20 protein-coding genes are annotated in these 22,918 nt (G+C 54.4%); 10 read left to right on the forward strand and 10 right to left on the reverse strand.

The features are described 5' to 3' along the window. Positions 1-80: 80 nt before the first annotated feature. The 4 genes from VFA_RS04155 to VFA_RS04170 form a co-directional block, all read right to left on the reverse strand. Positions 81-3,152 (reverse strand): error-prone DNA polymerase, encoded by a 3,072-nt coding sequence (locus VFA_RS04155; protein ID WP_004725041.1) that lies wholly within the window; start codon positions 3,150-3,152, stop codon positions 81-83. Between the two features lie 7 nt (positions 3,153-3,159). Further along, a complete protein-coding gene (locus VFA_RS04160; protein WP_004725042.1) occupies positions 3,160-4,620 on the reverse strand; it encodes a Y-family DNA polymerase in 1,461 nt (486 codons plus the stop codon). Between the two features lie 2 nt (positions 4,621-4,622). Beyond that, a complete protein-coding gene (imuA, locus tag VFA_RS04165; RefSeq protein ID WP_004725043.1) occupies positions 4,623-5,297 on the reverse strand; it encodes a translesion DNA synthesis-associated protein ImuA in 675 nt (224 codons plus the stop codon). A 127-nt stretch (positions 5,298-5,424) separates the two neighbouring features. Next, positions 5,425-6,168: a YciK family oxidoreductase gene (locus VFA_RS04170; RefSeq protein WP_004725044.1), complete on the reverse strand. Its 744-nt coding sequence runs from the start codon at positions 6,166-6,168 to the stop codon at positions 5,425-5,427. A gap of 89 nt (positions 6,169-6,257) precedes the next feature. On the opposite strand from VFA_RS04170, the gene sohB reads away from it, so the two are divergent. Beyond that, on the forward strand, positions 6,258-7,319 hold the full coding sequence (gene sohB, locus VFA_RS04175) for a protease SohB (protein ID WP_004725045.1): 1,062 nt from the start codon (positions 6,258-6,260) through the stop codon (positions 7,317-7,319). Between the two features lie 117 nt (positions 7,320-7,436). Next, positions 7,437-7,688, forward strand: a complete 252-nt coding sequence (locus tag VFA_RS04180; RefSeq protein ID WP_014204693.1) for a DUF2999 family protein — start codon at positions 7,437-7,439, stop codon at positions 7,686-7,688. A gap of 119 nt (positions 7,689-7,807) precedes the next feature. Here VFA_RS04180 and rrtA read toward each other — a convergent pair whose 3' ends face one another. Continuing rightward, positions 7,808-8,353, reverse strand: a complete 546-nt coding sequence (gene rrtA, locus VFA_RS04185) for a rhombosortase (RefSeq protein ID WP_004725047.1) — start codon at positions 8,351-8,353, stop codon at positions 7,808-7,810. A 3-nt stretch (positions 8,354-8,356) separates the two neighbouring features. On the opposite strand from rrtA, the gene VFA_RS04190 reads away from it, so the two are divergent. Beyond that, positions 8,357-8,968 carry a tRNA-uridine aminocarboxypropyltransferase gene (locus VFA_RS04190; protein WP_038150914.1) on the forward strand — a complete coding sequence of 204 codons (612 nt, stop codon included), beginning with the start codon at positions 8,357-8,359 and terminating at the stop codon, positions 8,966-8,968. 20 nt (positions 8,969-8,988) lie between these two features. Here the strand turns inward: VFA_RS04190 and VFA_RS04195 are convergent, their stop codons facing one another. From VFA_RS04195 to VFA_RS04205, 3 genes are all read right to left on the reverse strand, one after another. After that, a complete protein-coding gene (locus VFA_RS04195) occupies positions 8,989-10,317 on the reverse strand; it encodes an anti-phage deoxyguanosine triphosphatase (protein WP_004725049.1) in 1,329 nt (442 codons plus the stop codon). Positions 10,318-10,420: 103 nt separating this feature from the next. Beyond that, complete coding sequence (yfbR, locus tag VFA_RS04200) at positions 10,421-11,005, reverse strand: 5'-deoxynucleotidase (RefSeq protein WP_004725050.1); 585 nt, start codon at positions 11,003-11,005, stop codon at positions 10,421-10,423. A 96-nt stretch (positions 11,006-11,101) separates the two neighbouring features. Further along, positions 11,102-12,316, reverse strand: coding sequence for a pyridoxal phosphate-dependent aminotransferase (locus tag VFA_RS04205; RefSeq protein WP_038150916.1), 1,215 nt, complete (start codon positions 12,314-12,316; stop codon positions 11,102-11,104). A 225-nt stretch (positions 12,317-12,541) separates the two neighbouring features. Here VFA_RS04205 and VFA_RS04210 point away from each other — a divergent pair, with 225 nt between their 5' ends. From VFA_RS04210 to VFA_RS04240, 7 genes are all read left to right on the forward strand, one after another. Then, positions 12,542-13,849, forward strand: coding sequence for an isochorismate synthase (locus VFA_RS04210; RefSeq protein ID WP_004725052.1), 1,308 nt, complete (start codon positions 12,542-12,544; stop codon positions 13,847-13,849). Further along, positions 13,846-15,558, forward strand: coding sequence for a 2-succinyl-5-enolpyruvyl-6-hydroxy-3-cyclohexene-1-carboxylic-acid synthase (gene menD, locus VFA_RS04215; RefSeq protein ID WP_004725053.1), 1,713 nt, complete (start codon positions 13,846-13,848; stop codon positions 15,556-15,558). Before VFA_RS04210 ends, menD begins: the two co-directional genes overlap by 4 nt. Beyond that, positions 15,548-16,384: a 2-succinyl-6-hydroxy-2,4-cyclohexadiene-1-carboxylate synthase gene (gene menH / locus VFA_RS04220; RefSeq protein ID WP_004725054.1), complete on the forward strand. Its 837-nt coding sequence runs from the start codon at positions 15,548-15,550 to the stop codon at positions 16,382-16,384. Before menD ends, menH begins: the two co-directional genes overlap by 11 nt. Continuing rightward, on the forward strand, positions 16,377-17,243 hold the full coding sequence (gene menB / locus VFA_RS04225) for a 1,4-dihydroxy-2-naphthoyl-CoA synthase (protein ID WP_004725055.1): 867 nt from the start codon (positions 16,377-16,379) through the stop codon (positions 17,241-17,243). The genes menH and menB overlap by 8 nt, the downstream gene beginning before the upstream one ends. Before the next feature lie 149 nt (positions 17,244-17,392). After that, positions 17,393-18,388, forward strand: a complete 996-nt coding sequence (gene menC / locus VFA_RS04230) for an o-succinylbenzoate synthase (RefSeq protein WP_004725056.1) — start codon at positions 17,393-17,395, stop codon at positions 18,386-18,388. Then, positions 18,385-19,776 carry an o-succinylbenzoate--CoA ligase gene (gene menE, locus VFA_RS04235; protein ID WP_004725057.1) on the forward strand — a complete coding sequence of 464 codons (1,392 nt, stop codon included), beginning with the start codon at positions 18,385-18,387 and terminating at the stop codon, positions 19,774-19,776. The genes menC and menE overlap by 4 nt, the downstream gene beginning before the upstream one ends. 73 nt (positions 19,777-19,849) lie before the next feature. Then, positions 19,850-20,029, forward strand: a complete 180-nt coding sequence (locus VFA_RS04240; RefSeq protein WP_004725058.1) for a hypothetical protein — start codon at positions 19,850-19,852, stop codon at positions 20,027-20,029. Here the strand turns inward: VFA_RS04240 and VFA_RS04245 are convergent. Together VFA_RS04245 and VFA_RS04250 are read right to left on the reverse strand one after the other, a co-directional pair. Further along, positions 19,989-20,912: a YeiH family protein gene (locus tag VFA_RS04245; protein ID WP_004725059.1), complete on the reverse strand. Its 924-nt coding sequence runs from the start codon at positions 20,910-20,912 to the stop codon at positions 19,989-19,991. The two genes, VFA_RS04240 and VFA_RS04245, sit on opposite strands and share 41 nt — an antisense overlap. Before the next feature lie 134 nt (positions 20,913-21,046). Beyond that, a complete protein-coding gene (locus VFA_RS04250; RefSeq protein ID WP_004725060.1) occupies positions 21,047-22,918 on the reverse strand; it encodes an MFS transporter in 1,872 nt (623 codons plus the stop codon).

Consider the following 22,918-nt stretch of genomic DNA (forward strand, 5'->3'; position numbering starts at 1 on the left):
CGTAGCTCCATACATTTCAATTCGAAAGCGCTGAATGGTCAGCGCTTTTTTTGTCGGTGAAGCCGACACAGCGCGCAACGTTAATGAAAATCCCGCGACTGAGTGTGTAGCTGTTGGAGCTTTGGCGTCAGGTCGATAAGCCGCCCAGCAATGACGTGAATCACACTGCCTTCGCGTTCCAAAATCCCTTTCACCATCAGCATTTTTGCACTGATATAGGCGCTTTTTTGCGCCCGCGCAGTGGCCTGCCATACCACCACATTGATGTTGCCAGTATCATCTTCCAGCGTGAAAAAAGTCACGCCCGCCGCCGTGCCAGGGGACTGGCGTCCGGTGACGATTCCTGCCACGGTGACCAGTGATTTATGCGGCAACTGCGCCAAATCGCGCATACGGCTAAAACGCCCCAGCTCGCCGGCAGTATCGAGCAAGGTCACGGGATGCTGGGTGAGCGACAAACCGAGTGAAGCGTAGTCTTCGATCAAGGTATCCATATCACTCGGTTGTTGATACAGCGCCGGCGCGGCTTCGTCGAGTTGCTCAAATAGCGGCAAATCGGAGAGCGAATCCATCATCGACCAGCGGGTTGCATAGCGATTATGGGCAAAGCTGTGCAGCGCGTTGGCTGATGCAAGCGATTCCATGTCCTTTTGGGTGAGCCCGCAACGTTTCAGCTGCGCTGGGTGATGAAACCCTTGCGCCGGACGCGCGTTCAGCAGCAACCGCGCGCCTTGTTCGCTGAAGCCTTTCACCTGTCGCAGGCCAAGGCGCATTGCCTGTTGCTGTTCATGCTCCACCACCTGATGATCCCACTGCGAGGCGTTCACGCACACCGGCAGCACCTTGATGCCGTGGCGCTGCGCGTCCTGCACCAGTTGCGAAGCGCTGTAAAACCCCATCGGCAGGCTATTGAGCAGCGCGGTATAAAATGCTTCCGGATAGTAGTATTTCAGCCACGCCGAGCAGTACGCCAACACGGCAAATGAGGCGGAATGACTTTCCGGAAAACCGTATTCACCAAAGCCGCAGATTTGATCATAAATCCGCTCGGCAAACGCCAGTTCATAACCCCGCGCCAGCATGCCATTGATCAGCTTGGTGCGAAATTTCGCTAGCTCGCCAGTTTTCTTCCATGACGCCATGGCACGGCGTAATTGGTCAGCTTCACCGCCCGAAAATCCGGCGGCGACCATGGCAATTTTGATCACTTGCTCTTGGAAAATCGGTACGCCCATGGTGCGTTGGAGCACCGCTTCCACCTCTTTTGACGGGTAGGTGACGTCTTCAATGCCATCGCGCCGTTTGAGAAACGGGTGCACCATGTCACCTTGAATCGGCCCGGGGCGCACAATCGCAATCTGAATCACCAAATCGTAATAGCAGCGCGGTTTCAGGCGCGGCAGCATGCTCATCTGAGCGCGCGATTCAATCTGAAACACGCCAATGGTGTCGGCGCGCTGAATCATACCATACACGTTGGCATCATCCTGCAGGCGAGTGATGTCGGCAATGCTGAGTTTGCGCTGATGGTGCTGCTCAATGCAGGTAAAGCACTTGCGAATCGCGGTTAACATGCCAAGCGCCAACACATCGACTTTAAACAGCCCGAGACTCTCCAAATCGTCCTTATCCCACTGAATAATGGTGCGTTCCGGCATGGCGGCGTTTTCAACCGGCACCAGTTCGTACAGCGGGCCGGAGGAAATCACGAAACCACCGACGTGCTGCGATAAATGACGTGGAAAGCCGATCAGCTCGTTGACCAGTTCAATAAACTGCTGTCCTTTGAGCGACTGCGGTTCCAAGCCCAGTTCAGTGAGCTGCGCTTGCCAGCCCAAGCCGCGATCGCGGCGGTTGACGTTTTTGATGAAAAAATCGAGTTGCGCTTCATGAATGCCGAGCGCCTTCCCCACATCGCGCACGGCACTTTTAAAGCGATAGCTGATCACCGTCGCCGCCAAAGCTGCTCGCTCACGGCCATATTTGCGATACAGATATTGAATCACCTCTTCGCGCCGCTCGTGTTCAAAATCGACATCAATATCCGGCGGCTCTTGGCGCTCTTTACTGATGAATCGCTCAAACAGCACGCTGATCTGGCGGGGGTCCACCGAGGTGATTTCAAGGCAATAACACACCACGGAATTAGCCGCCGAACCGCGCCCTTGATAAAGAATGCCGCTGCGTTTGGCGAACATCACAATGTCGTGAATGGTGAGAAAGTAGTAGGGGAGATCAAGCTCATCAATCAGCGTTAGCTCTTTTTCAATTGTGGCGTTGATGTCGGCGGGCACGCCGTGCGGAAAGCGCAGCGCTTTGCCTTGCTCAACGAGCTGGCGCAGATAAGCCATCGGCGTGTGGTCATCGGGCACCAACTCACTGGGGTAGCGGTAGTGAAGCGAACCCAACTGGAATTCGCAGCGCTCAGCAATGCGCACACTCTCTTGGAGCCATTCGGGCGGAAACAGTTTACTCAGCTTGGCCTGACTGCGCAGCGCGCGCTCGGTATTGCTCACCAAATGAGCCTGAATGTGTTCAACCGGCTGGCCGCGTTGAATGGCGGTCAGAATGTGCTGCAGGGGCAGGCGGGTCGCGTTGTGCATCAGCACGCCGCCGCACGCGGTTATGGGGAGATCGAATGCTTGTGCCAGCGTGCGGCAATGGTCGAGGTAAGCGTTGTCTTGCGGCCCAAGGTGGCGTTGTACGCCCAGCCATAATCGGTGGGGATGATGCTGAGTCAGCCATTGTCCCCAGTGTTTGTCACGCTCGGTGTGGCTCGGCAACCAAATCACCAAGCAGTGGCGCGCCGACATCACATCCCATTCCGACAGTTTATATTGGCCTTTCTCACTGCGCCGCCGAGCATTGGTGATGATGCGGCACAGTTCGGCATACGCGTCCTGATTCGGGCACAGCAACACAAAGCGGCACTCGTCATTGAGCTGAAACAGGCTACCGACAATCTGCTTGATGCCCAGTTGTTGCTGCTTTATGGTGGTGTGGGCGCGAACCACGCCAGCCAGTGAGCACTCATCAGTAATCGCAATGGCGTGATAGCGCAGAAAATCAGCCTGAATGACCAACTCTTCGGGATGAGATGCGCCGGTCAGAAACGAGAAATTACTCTGACAGAACAGTTCTGCATAAACCATGATTGCCTCAGCTGAATTGGCCGTGAATAAACCATTGCTGCTCGGGCGTGCGAAACACCCACAGCCAGCGCCCTTGCTCGGTGCGAGCGATAAAATAATCACGAATCATATTGTGACCGTCCCACCAACCGGTCGCGATGCGCTCCGGACCATGAATCAACGAGACCGCTTCGCACAGCGGCTGCGGCTCGGGTAACAGCAGGCTGGGGCGCAATTCGGCGCGCCGTAGTGGCTTGGTTGTTGTCTTGGTTGGATGCCCATTGGGATGGGCATTGGGATGGGCATTGGGATGGACATTGGGATGGACATAGCGACTGCGTTTTTCCGGCCTTGGATCATCACTCAGTTGCAGCTTGTGCACGTGTGATGGGCCGAGTTTGGCTTGCAAAAGCGTGATCAGTTCCAACGGACTTTGCTGGCCTTTGATGCCCGAGAAAAAATCTTCGGCAGTCTGCTCGGCAAGGCCCGCCCGTACCACGTGCAACGTTAGGCTGACGACCGGATGTTCCAGCAGCAGTGATTCCATGCTCAAGCGGCACAACTGCGCCCATTTTTCCGCCTGATAATCGCCGCGTGCGGAGGTGAACGTCACACTGTGCTGAATTTTGTCACGCTGCGTCAGCGTGAGTTTCAGTTCGAATGCGACCTGATTACGCAGCGTCAGAAACAGCTCCAACCGTGTGAGCAGGCGGCGCAACGGTTTTTCCAGCCACTGCACGTTGTCGATTTCATACAGCAATTCCAGATGGCTGTGAAACGCTTCCGGTGGATGATAAAAACTGACCGGGTGTTTGAATTGTCCCAGCAGCCGGCCAACATAGTTGACTAAATCGATGTCAAAGCGACGCGCGATCTCCTGCATCGGCAGCGCGAGCAAGCTATCGATGTCTCGAATGCCGACGCGCGCCAGTTTATCGGTGTGTTTGCTCTCTAGTTCGGTGGCGGTCAGTGGAAAGCAGCCGACCTTTTGGCGCAAGATGGTCGTATCCGCTTCAATCAGATTGGCGCCACTTTGGGCGAGCAACATGGCGCTCAACGGTGAGAAACCACACCCGTAGTGGTAACGCACGCCGCGCTGATCCAGATGATGGTTGAGTGTGCGCCAATAAGCGGTTAGCCCACCATAGAGTGACAGCATATTGGTTGCGCGCAGCAAGAGCCCCTGCGGTGGATACAGGACGATATCGGAAGTGACCAAATAGAGCCACTGCGCAATTTCTTCCACCGCGCGTTGCTCAATCTCGGCATCGTAAGGGTGCACTTGCAGCCCCGCGCACAATGCGGCCGCGCTGCCAAGCCCCATGCCCAGCGTGATGCCTTGGTTGAAAGCCAGTTCGTTGGCTTGCACCACTTGATGGACGCGCCCATCGACAATCACCACCGGAGCTGTAGGCTCCGTTTCTGCCGCCGGTGCAAACACGGTATCGAGTTGCAGCGCAGGAAAATGAAGATAGATCCACAGCGTCATCATCAGCCTTGCTTGCGCAGCGGAAACGGCACCACCACCGACGTGGGTCGGGGCAATGTGAGCGCTTGCCAGCGCTCAGCCATCGAGACCGAGAAAGCGCCCAATGGCCAGCCGCCACGACGTTTGGGAACACGCACTTCCACGCCTTGAGGATGGGCGCTCAGGACGAGTGTCATGGTTACGGGCAAAGAAAACAGGCTGTCTTGGCGCGAGCGGAACAGGAACTGCAAACAGTCACCAGTTTCACACGCCACTTGCAGACGGCGCGCGTGATGCACTTCCAGTTTGTCCTGCCACAACAGCACTTGGCTGCAAGCGCCGCTGCGCGCACATTGTTCGGCTGACCACAACGCTTCCTTGGTAGTTTGCGGGGTGAGAATCAACACGTTATCGAGATGGATTCCGGCGTGTTGCAGGCTTTCGGCGTGCACTTGCCCCGGCGGGTTGATCAGCACCGTCAGGCGCTCATGATGCTGCTGCAGGTAAGGAAACAGCAGGCGCAGTTCACCGATGCCGCAGGCCGACTGAATATCAATCACGCCGTGTGCTGGAAAACCGCCAGCCAACTGGTGGTCGAGTTCGGCAAAGCCTGTGGCATGAGAAGGCGGCTCGCACGGCGTGTCGGAGCCTTGCCATAACCAGTGTTTGTTTTTGAGGTGTTCGATCAGTTCATACATAACAATTTACCTGTATATTTGTACAGTATATTTCGTTATGTTGAACATTCAAGAGAAAAGTCGCGGGGCAGAAAGTATAAAGCCCTGCTGATTGAGCAAGGCTTTGAATTAAGAACGAGTTTTTGGTTTATTTTTTGGGCTGCGCGTCGATGCACTGACCGTTGACCGCTTGCCCTTCTGGCGCCATCAGATAGACGTACAGCGGCATGATATCCAGCGGCGTTTTCAGTAATTCAGCATCTTCTGCCGGGAACGCTTTGGCGCGCATGCCCGTGCGGGTGCCGCCGGGGTTAATGGCGTTGACGCGAATGGTGCTATCGCTCAGCTCGTCGGCCAGCACTTGCATCATGCCTTCGGTCGCAAACTTTGAAATTGAGTAAGTGCCCCAGAACGCGCGACCGACGTGACCCACCGTTGAGCTGGTGAACACAATGCGCGCATCGTCAGATTTGTGCAGCAGGGGCAGCAGGGCTTGTGTCATCAAAAATTGAGACTTCACATTCACTTGCATTACATCATCAAACGTATCTTCGCCGATCTGATCAAAGGGGCTGAGCACCCCCAGAAGGCCAGCGTTGTGCAGTACACCGTCCAGACGACCAAATTGGCCTTCAATGGTGTCTACCATATCAACGTAGTTTTGTTTGGTGGCACCTTTCATATCCAGCGGGACGATTGCTGGCTGCGGGTAGCCTGCGGCTTCGATTTCATCGTAGGTGTGTTCTAGTTTTTTCACTGTGCGGCCAAGCAGGATCACGGTTGCACCATGCGCGGCGTACGAGATCGCGGCCTGTTTACCGATGCCATCTCCTGCACCGGTCACCAGAATAACTTTATCTTTCAAGGCATCTTTAGAAACTGAATAATCCACGTTACGTTTCCTTATTCTTATGATTTGCTTTAAGTCTTCGTGACAAGGTGGTTACAATACACCAATTCGCATTGAAGAGGATGAACACATTGGAATTTTTGTTGGACTATGGCCTGTTTTTGGCCAAGATTGCGACGATCGTCGTCGCTGTCGTGGTGTTATTAGTCATTGTGAAGTCCGTGGGCGGAAGACACAGCGCAGCCAAAGGCGAGCTGGAAGTCACCAACCTGACTGAGCAACACAAGCAGACAGTGGAACAGCTTGAATCTCATCTCCATGATGACGCTTTTTTGAAAGCCCGCGACAAAGCGGAGAAAAAAAGCGAAAAGGAAAAGAACAAATCTCGCGAAAAAGAAGTGAAAAAAGCAGCGAAAGGCGGCGAACTGGACGCGAAACGCGATCCACACCTGTTCGTGCTGGATTTCCACGGCAGCATCGATGCCAAGGAAGTGACCTCGCTGCGTGAAGAAGTTACGGCCATTTTGGCGGTCGCACAACAGGGCGATGAAGTGCTGCTGCGTTTAGAAACAGGCGGTGGCATGGTGCACGGCTACGGCTTGGCATCGTCTCAGTTGGATCGCTTGAAAGCTGCCGGTTTGCCGCTGACGATTGCGGTCGACAAAGTGGCGGCCAGTGGCGGCTACATGATGGCGTGTATCGCCGATAAAATCGTGTCGGCGCCGTTTGCGATTGTCGGTTCGATTGGTGTGGTCGCGCAACTGCCTAACTTCAACAAATTGCTGAAAAAACACGACATTGAATTTGAACAGCTGACCGCGGGTGAATACAAACGCACGCTGACGATGTTCGGTGAAAACAGTGATAAAGCTCGCGAAAAGTTCAAAGAAGAGCTGGAAGAAACGCACGTGCTGTTCAAAGACTTTATTCGTGAACACCGCCCGGATCTGGATTTGGAAAAAGTGGCGACGGGTGAACACTGGTTCGGCACTCAAGCCAAAGCATTGGGGCTGGTGGATGAGATCAAAACCTCAGACGATTTGATTGTCGATGCGTGCAAGAATAAAACTGTACTGGCGCTCCACTACGTGCAGAAGAAAAAACTGACCGCTAAACTGGCGGGTGTGGCCGGGGAAGCCGCCGACAGCGTATTCCTGAAGCTGATCAGCCGCGGCCAGCGTCCGATTGTATAATCCCTATTGAACCATCCAAGCGCCTCAATGCGGGCGCTTTCGTTTGATGACCTCATGCATTAAACACGTGGTTCACTTGATAACATAATGAAAGACATCGTTAAAAAAGGTACTGTGATGAACCCGATTCTCGCACTGTTGAAAGAGAACAATATTAGTGACCAACAAATTGGTGAGCTGTTTCAGGCGCTGACGCAAAACCCGCTGGCGGCGATGATGACCCTCAGCCAATTGGGTCTGCCGCAGGAAAAGCTGCAACTGCTGATGGGCCAAGTGATGCAAAATCCGGCGCTGATTAAAGAAGCCGTAGAAGAGCTGGGCTTGGATTTCTCGAAAGTTGAAGCAGCGAAAGCGAAGTTGCAACAATAAGTTGATTGCGAGTTCGTGATGGATTGAAAAGGGTCGCTGGTGTCATGCTGGCGGCCCTTTTTGTTGGTGTGTTTTTGTTCGTGTGTGTGTTTTTTTGGGGGAGGGGGAGGAGAGATGTGCTAAATGTTCCACCGCCACTGCTTGGCCATATACGCCAATCCCAATCCGCCAATCACGCCTGCCAAATGCGCCTCGGTTGCAACGCGCGCATGGATCAGCTGTTCGGTGCCAATCGAGCTGCCAAACGCTTGTTCCCATACCACTTTCGCGACCACGCCAAGGACCAACAACCAACTGCTGCGACGGCCTTGTAGCACTTCTTGCAGGGCAAAGAACGCAAACAGCGCGTGTAAGGTACCGGAAAGGCCTACGTAGATGCGCATGTCGGTGAGCAGTACGCAGAGTCCAATCCATACACTGAGCGAGAGCAACAGAATCAGCAGTGTGCGCGCCGCCGGTTTAAAGATAAAACTGATGATCCACAACCCGGTGAGGTTCATGCCCAAGTGAGCAAAGTTGGTGTGGGTGAAATTTCCTGTTAGGATCCGCCACCATTGGCCGTGTTGAATGCCGCTGAGCTGCCACGCACTGCCACTGGCGAGTGGCTCGAATTGCAGCCCGAAACACACGATACTGATTAAAATTAGCCACAGGTAAAGATTCACAGTATGTCCCGTTATTGTTCAGAGTGTGGAAAAGCACGTAAAGCCTGCATTTGTGATGCGATTGTGCAGTTAAGTTCGCGAGTGGAGCTTATCATTCTTCAACATCCAACTGAAGAACACCGCCCGATGGGAACGGCGCGTATTTTGAGCCTGTCGCTGCCCAACAGCCGTTTGTTGGTGGGGGAAGATTTCCGTCAGCATGAGGAACTGAACCGCCTGCTGGCCGATGACTGCGCGCAACATTTCGTGTTGTATCCCAGTGAGCAGTCGTCCTCTTCGGCTGAGTTTGAGCCCGAAGCAGGCAAAACGCTGCGCGTGATCTTATTGGATGGCACTTGGAAAAAAGCATTCAAAATGTGGCAGGTGAATCCCCAGTTGCATGCCTTGCCATCGCTGCACTTACCCAAAGATCTCACCGGCAATTACCGCATTCGCAAAGCGCCGAGCGACAATGCGCTCTCGACCGTTGAAGCCGGTTACCATTTGCTGCAAAGTTTGCAGCCTGATTGCGATTTTTCGCCGTTGATGCGCACCTTTGACGCCATGATTGATCATCAAATTCAACACATGCCACCGGGTGTGTTTGAGCGCAATTACCTCAAACAAGACCAATAGTCGCGTGCTTTCGTCCGGTGTTAGTAGTTGACATGTGCGGAGAACAATTGCTGATGCAAACGCTGGGCGTAAGCATCCGTCATCGCCGCAATGTAGTCACAAATCACTCGCATGCCATCGCCGGATGCATGTTCCGCCGTTTGCCATTTCTCACGAGTGGCTTGAGGCAGTAAGCGCTCCGGATCGGCGGCCAAGGCTTCAAACAAATCCATGATGATCTGTTGACCTTTGTATTCAAAACGCTGCACTTGCGGCACCTGAATCACATACTGATTGACGAAACTTTTGAGGATCTCCAGCGCGTGACCCATGTTGGGTTCCAAATAGGCGTTAAATGCCAGCAGTTCGCTGTCAAACGGCGCATCCACCGGTCGCACGCTGATGCTGGTCAGCAGCGCATTGACGATGCCGCCGATGGCGTCTTTACGCACATGATGCTGGCCGGAAAATAGCATCTCGCTTAATGTCTCAATATGCTCGGTAAACCAACATTCGCCGCTGGTGGCCAGCTGGTTCGCAGCCGCGTGTTGCCATTGCGTTTGCGTCACCATGCCAAGCACGATCGCATCTTCCAAATCGTGCACGCCGTAGGCGATGTCATCAGCCAGCTCCATGATGGAACAATCGAGCGATTTAAAGCGCGTTTTCTGGTGTTGATATGGCGTGGTGGCGTCACCGCGCATTTGGCTCAGCAGCGTGCGATCGTTGGCGCTGAGCGGCGAGAGTACCCATTCAAATATCTGACGATCGCCGTCGTACACGCCCTTGGCGGGCGCCCAATCTTTGGCTTTGAGCTGGCGTTGGTGTGGCACCGACTCAGGAATTTTCTCGGCGCGGGTTTGGCTGAGCAGCGCCGGATATTTGAGTAGCCCCAGCAGCGTACGGCGCGACAGGTTCATGCCGTGATGCTCGGTGTAGGGTTCCAAACAGGTCACAATACGAAACGTCTGGGCGTTGCCTTCAAAGCCACCATGTTCCCGCATCATGTAATTCAGCGCGATTTCGCCGCCGTGCCCATAAGGCGGATGACCGATGTCGTGCGCCAGACACAAAGAATCAATCAGGCTGTCGGAGGGCAGTAGATCGCGAAATTCCGGCTGTTTGAGCTTGATCTGCGCGACGATGCCGGTGCCGATTTGTGATGCTTCTAACGAGTGTGTCAACCGAGTGCGGTGGAAGTCGTTGAGGCTGGTGCCGTGCACTTGGGTTTTGGCCTGCAGGCGACGAAACGCCGCAGAGTGCAGAATGCGCGCGCGGTCACGCTGAAACGGACTGCGATGATCGTTGCGACGAATCTTGTGCTCGTCGTCGTTCCGCGCTTGCCAATCTGGGCTGATGGATACCTGCATACACTGCTCCTGCATGGCCCCAGCACCGCCTGCCGAAGCAGGCCGAGCGGGCCGATTCAACGATGTGGATAAGATTTGTATCTTTGATAAAACTTACAGCGACTTAGCTGATTTCGTCCAGTGTTAATTCAAAGCTTGGGGCGAAGGTTTCCAGAAAATAGGCCATTTCTGGGGTGTGGCGTTCTTGCAGCGTGACATCCAAGCGTTTTTTCGCTAGCGCAAATTCGTGGTTGCCAGCACTGAGTTCTTCCAAACATTTGAGGTAAGCACAGATGCAGTCGGCTTGTTTGACGATCGCCGCATCGTCTTCATACGCTGCTTCGTGAACCAGAAAGGGCGCGAAATCTTGCTGAAACTCTTCCGGCAACATCGACAACAAACGGCGCTCAGCGGCGGCTTCAATTTTCTTGTACTCTTTGGCGATGTCGGGGTTGTAGTATTTCACGGGGGTGGGTAAATCGCCGGTCAGCACTTCGCTGGAGTCGTGGTACATGGCCAGAATCGCAATGCGTTCCGGGTTGAGCGTGCCACCAAACTTTTTGTTTTTGATCACCGCCAACGCGTGGGCGACAAACGCCACCTGCAAGCTGTGTTCAGAGATATTTTCTTTGGAGACAGAGCGCATCAGCGGCCAGCGCTGGATCAGCTTCATTCGGGCGAGATGGGCAAAAAAATGGCTTTCTTTCATAACTCTCGGCATTCCTCATCTAAAAATCAGGCTCTCTTCTAGTGTATAAAAGAGAGCCTGAATAGCCTAACTGATCACCGAAGGTCGATGAAAGCGTTATTGACTGTAGGTGCTGAGGAATCGTTCAAAGCGGCCAATCGCAATTTCCAGATCTTCCACGTGAGGCAGTGTCACAATGCGGAAGTGGTCTGGCTTCGGCCAGTTGAAACCACTACCTTGAACCAGCAGCACTTTTTCCTGCACGAGGAAGTCGAAGACCATCTTTTGGTCATCTTTAATGCTGTATTTCTTGGTGTCGATTTTCGGGAACAGGTACATCGCGCCTTTGGGTTTCACGCACGACACGCCCGGAATTTGGTTGATCAGTTCCCAAGCGCGATCACGCTGTTCCAGTAGGCGACCGCCCGGTAGGATCAGCTCGTTAATGCTCTGGTAACCGCCCAGCGCAGTTTGAATGGCGTGTTGCATGGGCACGTTGGCACACAGACGCATTGACGACAAAATTTCCAGCCCTGCGATATAGCCTTGCGCCAGATGTTTTGGACCAGTCAGGAACATCCAACCACCACGGAAACCGCACACACGGTAGGCTTTCGACAAGCCATTAAACGTCATCACCAGCACATCTTCGGTCAGAGTGGCCACCGAGGTATGCGTTGCACCGTCGTATAAGACTTTGTCGTAAATTTCATCGGCGAAAATGATCAGCTTGTGCTGACGCGCCACTTCAATCACTTCCAACAGGAAATCACGGCTGTAGACCGCGCCAGTTGGGTTATTGGGGTTAATCAGGACGATGCCGCGCGTTTTCGGGGTGATTTTCTTCTTGATGTCATCAATGTCCGGATACCAGTCCGCTTGCTCGTCACACAGGTAATGCACCGCTTTACCGCCTGACAGCGCAACCGCCGCGGTCCACAGCGGGTAGTCCGGGGCAGGGACCAGCATTTCATCGCCGTTGTTGAGCAGGGCTTGCATGGCCATCACGATCAGCTCAGATACGCCGTTACCGACATAAACGTCTTCGACGTTCAGCGAGCGAATGCCTTTTTTCTGATAGTGCTGCACCACGGCTTTACGTGCCGAATAGATGCCTTTTGAATCACAATAACCTTGTGAGGTAGGGAGGTTACGAATCACGTCGACCAGAATTTCATCCGGGGCGTCGAAACCAAATGGGGCCGGGTTGCCGATATTGAGCTTTAGTATTTTATGCCCTTCTTCTTCCATGCGCTTAGCATGTTTAAGTACTGGTCCCCTAATGTCGTAGCAGACATTATCGAGTTTTGACGACATCCCGATATTTTGCATTGTATTACCCCAAAAAATAATTGAATTTCTTTATTAAACTACAACAGGTTGCCTTTTTTTAGAATATAAATCTAGTGATGAATCGCTTTCTCCGCAGGAAAAAATCAGTGCTGCATCAGGGAGACAGGAAAAGCACGCAAAAGATGGGGTATAACCTTGATTTACGAGGGCTCTCTCAATAGAGTAGCTACTGTTACATCGAATCTCAGTTTAGTCGAGGTCGCTTTGTCGAACTTTCATCAAGCCATTGCTCGGTTGATAGAGCAAATTAACGACGCGAGGGATAACGACGTTCGTTTCACCCAAGAGTTGGCAGAGAAGCCACCATTCGCGTTCATCGATTGGCTTGAAGCCCAACCGGTTTTCCCGAAATTCTATTGGCAGTCCCGTGACACCCGCGAAGAGGTGGTCGCATTGGGGCAGCTTTACACATTCTCCGACCCTGCACCGGCGTACACCATTTTGGGTGACGATCAACGTGTGTGGGGCGGGCGCTCATTTGATGGTCAGACCGATAAAAACCGCCGCTGCATGTCGTCGTTTTTCTTTCTGCCTCAGGTGGAGCTGATTCGCTTTGATCAGACTTGGACGCTGGCGGCCAACGTCAGTCACGAACGTCATCGCACACTCGCCACGTTACAGAAGCTGCTGACGGACGTCACGCCGCTGCGTGCGCTCAACTGTGAGGTGACCGACGTGCAGCATGCACCCTCCGAATCAGGTTGGGCGACGCTGGTGGATCAGGTGCTGGATGGCATTACGCACAACGCGTTCAAGAAAGTGGTGCTGGCGCGTCAAACGAGCCTCACGCTGGATCGCCCAATCAGTGCGGCGCAACTGCTCAAAGCCAGCTACGACCAGAACCATAACAGCTTTCATTTTCTTTTGGCGCTCGATGCCAAGCACAGTTTTATGGGCTCTACGCCGGAGCGGCTCTATTTCCGTCAAGGGTTGGATCTGCACACCGAAGCGTTGGCGGGCACCATTGGTCGCGGCCAAAACGCAACCCAAGATATGGCACTGTCGAACTGGCTGGCGCAGGACACCAAAAACCTCAATGAAAACCAATATGTGGTGGATGATATTGTCGATCGTTTAACGCCTCATGCCGAGACGGTGACGGTGGAACAGGAAGCTCATTTGGTTCGGCTGCGTAAAGTGCAGCATTTGAAGCGTCGGATTCACGCTCAACTGAACGCGGGCGTTAATGGCGTGCAGCTGCTCAGTGCGCTGCAGCCGACCGCTGCTGTGGCGGGTGTGCCACGCAAAGAAGCGTTTGATTTTATCACTCAGCACGAGCCGTTTGCTCGGGGCTGGTATGCAGGGTCTATGGGTTATTTCAGTCATCAACAAGCCGAGTTTTGCGTCGCGATTCGCAGCGCATTAGTGTTGGAACAAGAAGTGCAGCTGTTTGCGGGCGCGGGCATCGTGCCGGGCTCGGTGGCTGAATATGAATGGCAGGAGCTGGACAAAAAAATGTCGACGCTGCTGAGCCTCATCACTGATCGCCTGCCGTTGGGTGTGGCTTCATGAGTCAGGATCAAGCGGTCTTAAACCGCATCTGGTGCCAGACGCTGCTGGAAGAGATGACCCGATTTGGCGTGAGCGAGGTGTGCGTTGCGCCGGGCTCGCGTTCAACCCCATTGACGCTGGAAGCCGCCGCCAATCCCAACCTGACCTTGCACACCCATTACGACGAACGTGGCTTGGGCTTTATGGCGCTGGGCATGGCGAAAGCGAGCGGCAAACCAGTGGCGGTGATCGTCACGTCCGGAACAGCAGTCGCCAACGTGTTGCCTGCCATTGCAGAGTCGCGTTTGACTGGCGAGAAACTGATTGTTCTGACGGCGGATCGCCCGGTTGAACTGGTCGGTTGCGGTGCCAATCAGGCAATCAACCAACTGGGTATTTATTCGTCTCATGTGACGCAAGCCGTGAATCTGCCGAGTCCAAATGTGCGTTTACCGCTCAACTGGCTGCTGACCACCGTCGATGAGGCGCTGAGTCACCAAGCGCAGCATGGCGGCAGCGTGCATTTTAACTGCCCGTTCCCAGAACCCCTCTATTCCGCCAACGACACACGCGTGTACCAAGAGTACTTGGCGAGCGTGAGTCACTGGCAGCAATCGAATCAACCGTATTGCGAGCGCCGTTTCAGCGATGCACATGCGTTTCCCGAAGAGGGTCAGATGCTGAGCCGCAAAGGCTTGGTGATCGTCGGTTCGGTGCGTTTGGCGGAAGCCAAAGCCGCGCAGCAGTTTGCAGAGAAATTGGGCTGGCCGCTGCTGTGTGACCCGCAATCGGGGATCAGCAGTGAATGGGCACACTTTGATTTGTGGCTACAAAACAGCGCTGCCAAAGCGGTGCTGGATGAGTGCGAGCAGGTGGTGCAGTTTGGTTCACGCATCGTGTCCAAACGTTTAAATCACTGGCTGGAGCAGCATGTTCGCCGCAGTGACGCACAGTATTGTTATGTGTCGCCAGCGCCAGATCGCAACAACCAATCGCATCTGCCCCAGCAACAATGGGTGTGTGATATTCCCGACTGGATTGACACCAAGCTGAGTAAATGGACCGCGCTCAACGCGACGCATGCGGGCTGGGCGGATGCGTTGAAACGTTATGCCTACAGCACGGCAGAACTCGCCAAGTTACATTTAAGCAATGAACCGATGACGGAAATCGCGCTGGCGCTCGATTTGACTGAGCGTGCGCCTCACGCTGCGTTGTTTGTCGGCAACAGTTTGATTGTCCGCTTGGTGGATATGTTTAGCGCCGTCGACGGACGTGACGTGTTTTCCAACCGCGGTGCCTCCGGTATTGATGGCTTGGTTGCCACTGCCGCGGGGGTGCAACGTGCCATCAAGCAGCCAATGTTGATGCTGATGGGCGATACCTCGCTATTGTATGACATGAACTCACTTGCCTTGGTGCGCAATACGCCGCAGCCGCTGGTGATTGTGGTCGCCAATAACGATGGCGGGGCGATTTTCGATCTGTTACCTGTCCCGGCGCAGCAACGGGAAGCGCTGTATCAAATGCCCCATGGCATGCAGTTTGAACACGTTGCCGCGCAGTTTGGGTTGCGTTACGCCAATCCGGAAACGTTAGCCGCGTATCAGGGGCTGGTGGATGAGCATTTGGCGCAGGGCCAAGGCACGTTGTTGATTGAGATCACCACGCCGCCTCAACAAGCCGCGCAGCAAATCAAACAGCTGATGCCGCAGATTCATGCTCTCTAGTCGCACCTCGTTTTCTCACCGGCCATCACGCCAACCGCGCGCTGACACGCCGGTGTTGGTGTTCCTGCATGGTTTGCTTGGAAACACTGACGATTGGCAAGCGGTGCTCGATGCGCTGCCAGACTATGACTGGATTGCGTTGGATCTGCCCGGACATGGCGGCAGCCAGGCGCAAACGTGCGACGACTTTGCCACGTGCTGTCAGCAAATCACCGCTGCGGTACTGGCGCAGGTACCGGCGCAAACGCCCATCTGGCTGGTGGGCTATTCGCTGGGCGGGCGCATTGCTATGACGGGCGCGGCAACCCACGCATTTGCGGCGCTCAACGTACAAGGTTTGATCATCGAAGGCGGAAACTTTGGCCTCCCTTCGGCGGTCGAACGAGAAGCGCGTTGGCAAAACGATCATCGCTGGGCGATGCGTTTTGAGGCCGAGCCGATTGAGCAGGTATTGAGCGATTGGTATCAGCAAGCGGTGTTTAGTTCACTAAACCATGAGCAAAGACAAACCTTAATTGCGAAGCGAAGTGCTAATCTTGGCGCCGCTGTCGCCACGATGCTGTTATCCACATCGCTGGCCACGCAGCCGTATTTGTTGCCGGGGTTGACGCAGTTGCCGATGCCGATTTGGTACATCTGCGGTGCAAAAGATGAAAAATTTCGTCAGCTCGCTGAGCAAAGCGGGCTGAACTATCGTCAGATCGACGACGCGGGGCACAATGTTCATCATGAACAACCGGTCGCTTTCGCGCGCATCATACACGATTTAATACCGCGACCCACTGTGCGGGTGGCGGACAACAACAATGGGAATCACCATGGCTAAAACAGTAGGCATTTCAGAAGAAGAACTTTACGCTCCGGTTGTCTGGCAAGACTGCGGCAGCAGTTACGAAGATATTCACTATCACAAATCGGAAGATGGTATTGCGAAAATCACCATTGCGCGCCCACAGGTTCGCAACGCATTTCGTCCGCAAACCGTTAAAGAGATGATCAACGCATTGGCTGATGCACGTTATGACGAAGGCGTTGGCGTGATCATTTTGACTGGTCTGGGTGAAGATGCATTCTGTTCTGGTGGTGACCAGAAAATCCGTGGCGATTACGGCGGTTACAAAGACGAAACCGGTACGCACCACCTCAACGTACTCGACTTCCAACGTCAAATTCGTACCTGCCCGAAACCTGTGATCGCCTCGGTTGCGGGCTGGGCGGTTGGCGGTGGCCACGTGCTGCACATGATGTGTGACCTGACCATTGCGGCGGAAAACGCGCAGTTTGGTCAAACTGGCCCGAAAGTCGGGTCGTTTGATGGCGGTTGGGGTGCCTCTTACATGGCGCGTATCGTTGGTCAGAAAAAAGCGCGTGAAATCTGGTTCCTGTGCCGTTTCTACGACGCCAAAGAAGCGCTGGACATGGGCTTGGTGAACACCGTTGTGCCTGTCGATGAGCTGGAAAAAGAAACTGTACGCTGGTGCCGCGAAGTGTTGCAACACAGCCCAATGGCGCTGCGCTGCTTGAAAGCGGCCTTGAACGCAGACTGTGACGGTCAAGCGGGCCTGCAAGAACTGGCGGGCAACGCGACCATGCTGTTCTACATGACTGACGAAGGTCAGGAAGGGCGCAACGCGTTCAACGAAAAACGCAGACCGGACTTCAACAAGTTCCCGCGTAACCCTTAATCGACAAGAGCGGCCCAGATGTCTGGTGCCGCTCTTTTTGTTTCCATGTAGTTTCAGTGAATTTGGTGCTCCAAACACCGCCCAACGGCGCGCGATAGGCCCGTTGAGGGGGAATGGACATGTCACTCATCAACAGAGTTAAATTAGATATGCGCAGTGCAAAACTGTATCGCTACCGTTTGCCAATGGATAGCGGCGTGATTCTTCGTGAAGAGAAGTTGACGGAACGTGAAGGCTTCATCGTTGAACTTCAAGAAAATGGCAAGATTGGGCGTGGCGAAGTTGCGCCATTAATTGGGTTTAGTGTGGAATCGCTAGACGAAGCGGGCGCACTGGCGAAAGAGCAGCTCGAGCTATGGGTACAAGGTCAGGCGTTGGATTACGATGCGTTGTTCCCGTCGGTGGCTTTTGGTGTCTCGATGGCTGAGTTGGAATTAGCTGGTGAACTGCCAGCGCAAGGCCAATATCAAGCGGCGCCGCTGTGTACTGGTGATCCTGATGAATTGATCCCGCAGCTCAATGCGATGCCGGGGCAGAAAGTCGCGAAAGTCAAAGTCGGTTTGTATGAGCCGATTCGTGACGGCATGCTGGTGAATCTGTTCTTGGAATCGATGCCGGATTTATACCTGCGTCTCGATGCCAACCGCGCGTGGACCAAAGAGAAAGCCGCCAAATTCGCCCAATATGTCGCGCCATCCTTGCGTGGCCGCATCGCGTTTTTGGAAGAGCCCTGCCAATCCCCGAGCGATAGTTTGTCGTTTGCGATTGATACTGGCATTGCGATTGCGTGGGATGAAACCTTACAACATGCGGTGCGCAGCCAAGAATTCCGCTTAGAAGATCTGGTGGGCGTGAAAACCATCGTCATCAAACCGACTTTGATTGGGTCGGTGCCGCGCTGCTTGAAGCTGATTGAGAAAGCCAAAGCCTTGGGCCTGCAAACCATCATCAGTTCCAGCATTGAATCGAGCTTGGGACTGACGCAATTGGCGCGTTTGGCACACTGGCAACTGCCCAATGAAATTCCGGGTTTGGACACCATCGGCTTGTTTAAAGCGCAGTTGGAAACGCCGTGGCCAGCGTGTGAACTGCCCCTGCAAACGTTGAGCGATCAAAGCCTGCTGTGGCAATCGGAGCCTGTATGACTCCGTGGCAACACTGGCAGCAGCGCCACCCTGAGCGGGTGGCGCTTTGTCTTGAAGAGGGCACGCTCACATGGCATGAGCTCAACCAACGCGTGCAGCAATACGCCAAGGCGATTGCCGAACGTGGCCTTCAGCGCGGCGATGTGCTGACGCTGGTGGGCAAAAACCACCCGCAAACGCTGTTTTGGCTGCTGGGCGCGATGCAACTGGGCGTCGTGTGCGCGCTCACCATGCCACAACCGGCAGCGCAGTTGCGCCGTAAATGGTCGGCGCTATATCGCGATGATCAACGCGCGAACGTATGGCTCGCGCCTAGTGCGGGGCTGACGTTGGATGAGCTGGGAGAAGTGAATGCGCTGTCACAACCTGCCGCTGACATGGCTCAGGCCGAGAACGCGTACCAGCGGAACAATCTCGCAACGTTGATTTTCACCTCCGGTTCCACCGGCACACCCAAAGCGGTGGCCCACACGCACGCGCAGCATTTTGCCTCTGCGCAAGGGTTACTGGCTGAATTTCATTTCGATGTTGATGACACTTGGCTGCTGAGCTTGCCGCTCTATCACGTGTCGGGCTTGGCGATCATTTATCGTTGGCTGGCTACGGGGGCGTGCCTCAAAATTGGCGGCGGTCAATTGGCGCACGACATCGACGGCGTCACGCACGCGTCATTGGTGCCGACGCAACTGAAACGCCTGCTCGACAGCGGCCAACAGCTCACGCTGACCCATGTGTTGCTCGGCGGTAGCCACATTCCACAAACGCTGGCACAGCAAGCGGCGGCCATCGGCATTGAAACCTGGCTCGGTTATGGCATGACGGAAGCGGCGTCGACGGTCACGGCCAAACCGGTCGATGGCCAAGCGGGTGCGGGTCACGTGCTGGCTCATCGCGCCGTACGTGTCGACGGCCAGCGCATCTACATCGGTGGCGACACGTTGGCCAGCGGTTATTACCGTCAAGGCGAGCTACATCGCTTGACGGATGAACAAGGCTGGTATGACAGCAACGACCTTGGCTACTTCGAGCACGACCAACTGGTGATCATCGGCCGCGCCGACAATCTGTTTATCTCCGGTGGTGAAAACATTCACTGTGAAGAAGTTGAAGGTGTCCTCAATCGTCATCCTGACGTGCAATTGGCGATGGTGGTGCCCGTTGAAGACGATGAGTTTGGCGCTCGCCCGGTGGCGGTGGTGCTCAGTCAAACGCCGTTTAGCCTTGAACAAGGCAACGCGTGGTATGAGGGACGTTTGGAGAAATTTAAATGGCCCATCGCGTATTTTGAGATGCCGACTGCGCTGACACAAAGTGGGATCAAAGTGTCGCGTCAAGCACTCAAAGCGTGGCTGGCAACCCATCAATCTCGCTTTCGAGTTATGAGTTAGTCCAAAACTGAATTTTGCTGGTTATAACTGCTTGGCATAATAGTCCTAAGAATTAAACCGCTTAGGACTATCGATGATGAAGAATGGCTTGCTGATTTCCACCATTGTGCTGCAACTGCTGCTGGCGCTGACGCTGACCGGTTGGCCCCGTAACGTTGCCGAACTGAGCGCATTTCTGCTGATTCTGGCGTTTGCTTGGCATCGAAAACCCGTTAACGGGTCAACAACCAGCTCAGAGACGTCGTCGATATAAGCGTCCACAAAATCACCCCAAATAGCAGCGGTTTCGGGCCTGATGCCTTCAAACGTGCCACCGAGATGCTGCAACCAATCAAAAACAGACACACCACCAACGCTTGCTTCGCTACGCTGAAGATCGCCTGATATACCTCCTCAAACTGCGGTAACGCATCGCTCACCCCAATCGCGGCACAATAAAATACAATGAAATACGGAATCGTGATTTTCTTCGAGTGACTGCGAAACATCCACGCACTGATGAGCGCCACCGGCACAATCCACAACGCTCGTGCCAACTTGAGTGTGGTCGCGGTTTTTAACGCTTCTTCGCCATAAGCCGATGCCGCACCGACCACCGATGAGGTGTCGTGAATCGCAATGGCTGCCCACGTGCCGAAGGTGTGTTGATCCAGATGGAGCGCATGGCCAATCAGTGGAAACAGAAACAGTGCGACCGAATTGAGCACAAACACCGTGCCCAGCGCCAGCGCCGTTTGGTCGTCATCGGCATTGATCGCAGGCGCCACCGCCGCAATGGCACTGCCGCCACAAATCGCGGTGCCGGATGCAATCAGATGCCCCGTGGTGCGGTTGAGCCCCATCGCTTTCGCAATCAATGTGCCAAACACGAGGGTGCCGGTGATGCTGGCCAAAATCAGCCCGATGCCTTGGCCGGTGACGGTGAGTGCTTGTTGTAGCGGAATGCCAAAGCCCAAGCCGACAATGGAATATGCCAGCAGCTTTTTGGTCATTTTGCCGATCGGCAACTGCGTCGGCACCCAGCCCAGCGAGGCGAGGAAAAAGCCCAGCAACAGCGCAGTGGGGGATGAGATAAACGGGGTCAGGCAGGCGCCAAGGACAAGGGCAAACGGAATGTGTTTTGCGTGAAGTGTCATGATGTTGGGGGAATCAGGTCGTTATCGGAGTCGAGGACGGCCATTGTAGCGCACGGGGCGAGGTCAGAAAGTCTTAATGTTTTGAACAAGCGTTCAGAAAAACTGAACGCTTGTCTACGATGCGTCAAATTGGCTTATTTCCAATCGCCGCGCAATGCAGCCACTTTTTCGTGCATCAGTTCCGTGGTGGCTTCGCCCGCCATGACAGCGTCTCCGGCTTCAATCTCGACGTGAGACCAGAAGCGGCGTGGCAACCCTTTACAGGCTCGGCCGTGATAGCGGCTGAAGAAACTACCCCACAAGCCTTTAATTGCCATTGGGATCACCGGTACCGGACTGCGGCGCAAAATGATGTCGATGCCGCGCATAAATTCATTCATGTTACCGTCGGCGGTCAGGCGACCTTCGGGGAAAATACACACCAAATGCCCATCCTGCAGCGCCTGTTCCACTTCGGCAAATGCGCGGCGAATCGAGGTGCGGCTGTTGGCTGAAATGGGGATCACGCCCGCACGTTTCAAGAAACGACGCAGCACCGGCAGGTTGGCGTAATCTTCTTCCATCACAAAGCGAATCAAACGCGGGCACGCGCCACTGAGTAACAGCGCGTCCATATAACTGACATGGTTACACACAATCAGGGCGCCGCCGTGTTCGGGCAGTTTGCTGAGGTTTTTGTGTCGCACGCGGTAAAGGGAGTGTGTCAGCGCCCACACCAGAAAACGCACCACGAAAATCGGCACCTGCAAAAACAGGTACGCGGCCAAGAGCAGGTTCATCACCGAGAGCAACACAAACAGGTGAGGAATGGTGAGATCGAGCAGCGTGAGGCAGATGATGCCCAAAATCGCACTGCACACCATAAACAGCGAGTTGTAGATGTTCAGCGCCGCGATCACCTGCGCGCGCTCAGTCTCTTTGGCGCGTTGTTGCATCAAGGCGTACAGCGGCACGATAAACACACCGCCCGAGGCACCGAGTAAAAGCAAGTAAGCAAACAGTGGCCACAATGGCTGATAGGCGGCAAATTCCGAGAACTGACTGAAAATAGGTAAGTCATTCGGAATGCTGGTTGCCATCAAATAACCAAAGATGCTGATGCCAAAGCTGCCCAGCGGCACAATGCCGACATCAATGCGGTGATTGGATAGCTTGTCGCACGCCAGCGAACCCAGAGCAATGCCCACTGAAAACAGCGCCAGCAGGAACGACACCGAACTTTCAGTGCCGTTAAGGAAAACTTTGGTGAAGTTTGGGAATTGTGTCAGGTACGCCGCGCCGAGGAACCAGAACCAACTGATCGCCATCATCGATTGGAAGATGATGCGGTCGCTGCGCGCAATGGCCAGCGTATGGCGAGTTTGGCTGATCGGCCGCCAGCGGAAGGTCAACTCGGGGGCACTGGCTGGCGCTTCAGGAATCGAACGGCTCGCCCAGTAGCCGCATAGGGCAAAAAGAATTACTGCAGCGGCCGCGATGTGGCGGGCGTTGTCGGCTGAAGCAATCATGCCCGCTCCAAGCGTGCCGAGCAAAATCGCTAAAAATGTCCCGGTTTCGACCAAGGCATTGCCCGGCACCAATTCGTTAGATTTGAGCTGTTGTGGTAGCAAGGCGTATTTGACCGGGCCGAAAAATGCCGATTGGGTGCCCATCAAAAACAGGATCAGCAGCAGAACACTGTAGCTTTCGGTGATAAACCCAATCGCGCCAATACACATGATGGCGATTTCAAGCAGTTTCACGCGGCGAATAAACCACGACTTTTCGTATTTATCGGCCAGCACACCGGCAGACGCGGAAAACAGGAAAAATGGCAGAATGAACAGACCCGCGGCCAGATTAATGAACAGGTCGCTGGAGATCGGCAGCGCGCCGCTGCCAGCAAACGCCACGAGCAGCAGCAACACGTTTTTGAAAATATTATCGTTAAAGGCGCCGAAGAACTGCGTGATGAAGTAGGGAAGAAAACGGCGTTGAGTTAACAACGACGTCTGAGACTGCGGCAT

Origin of the sequence: Vibrio furnissii CIP 102972 (genome assembly GCF_000176175.1) — a bacterium.
Lineage (GTDB): Bacteria > Pseudomonadota > Gammaproteobacteria > Enterobacterales > Vibrionaceae > Vibrio > Vibrio furnissii.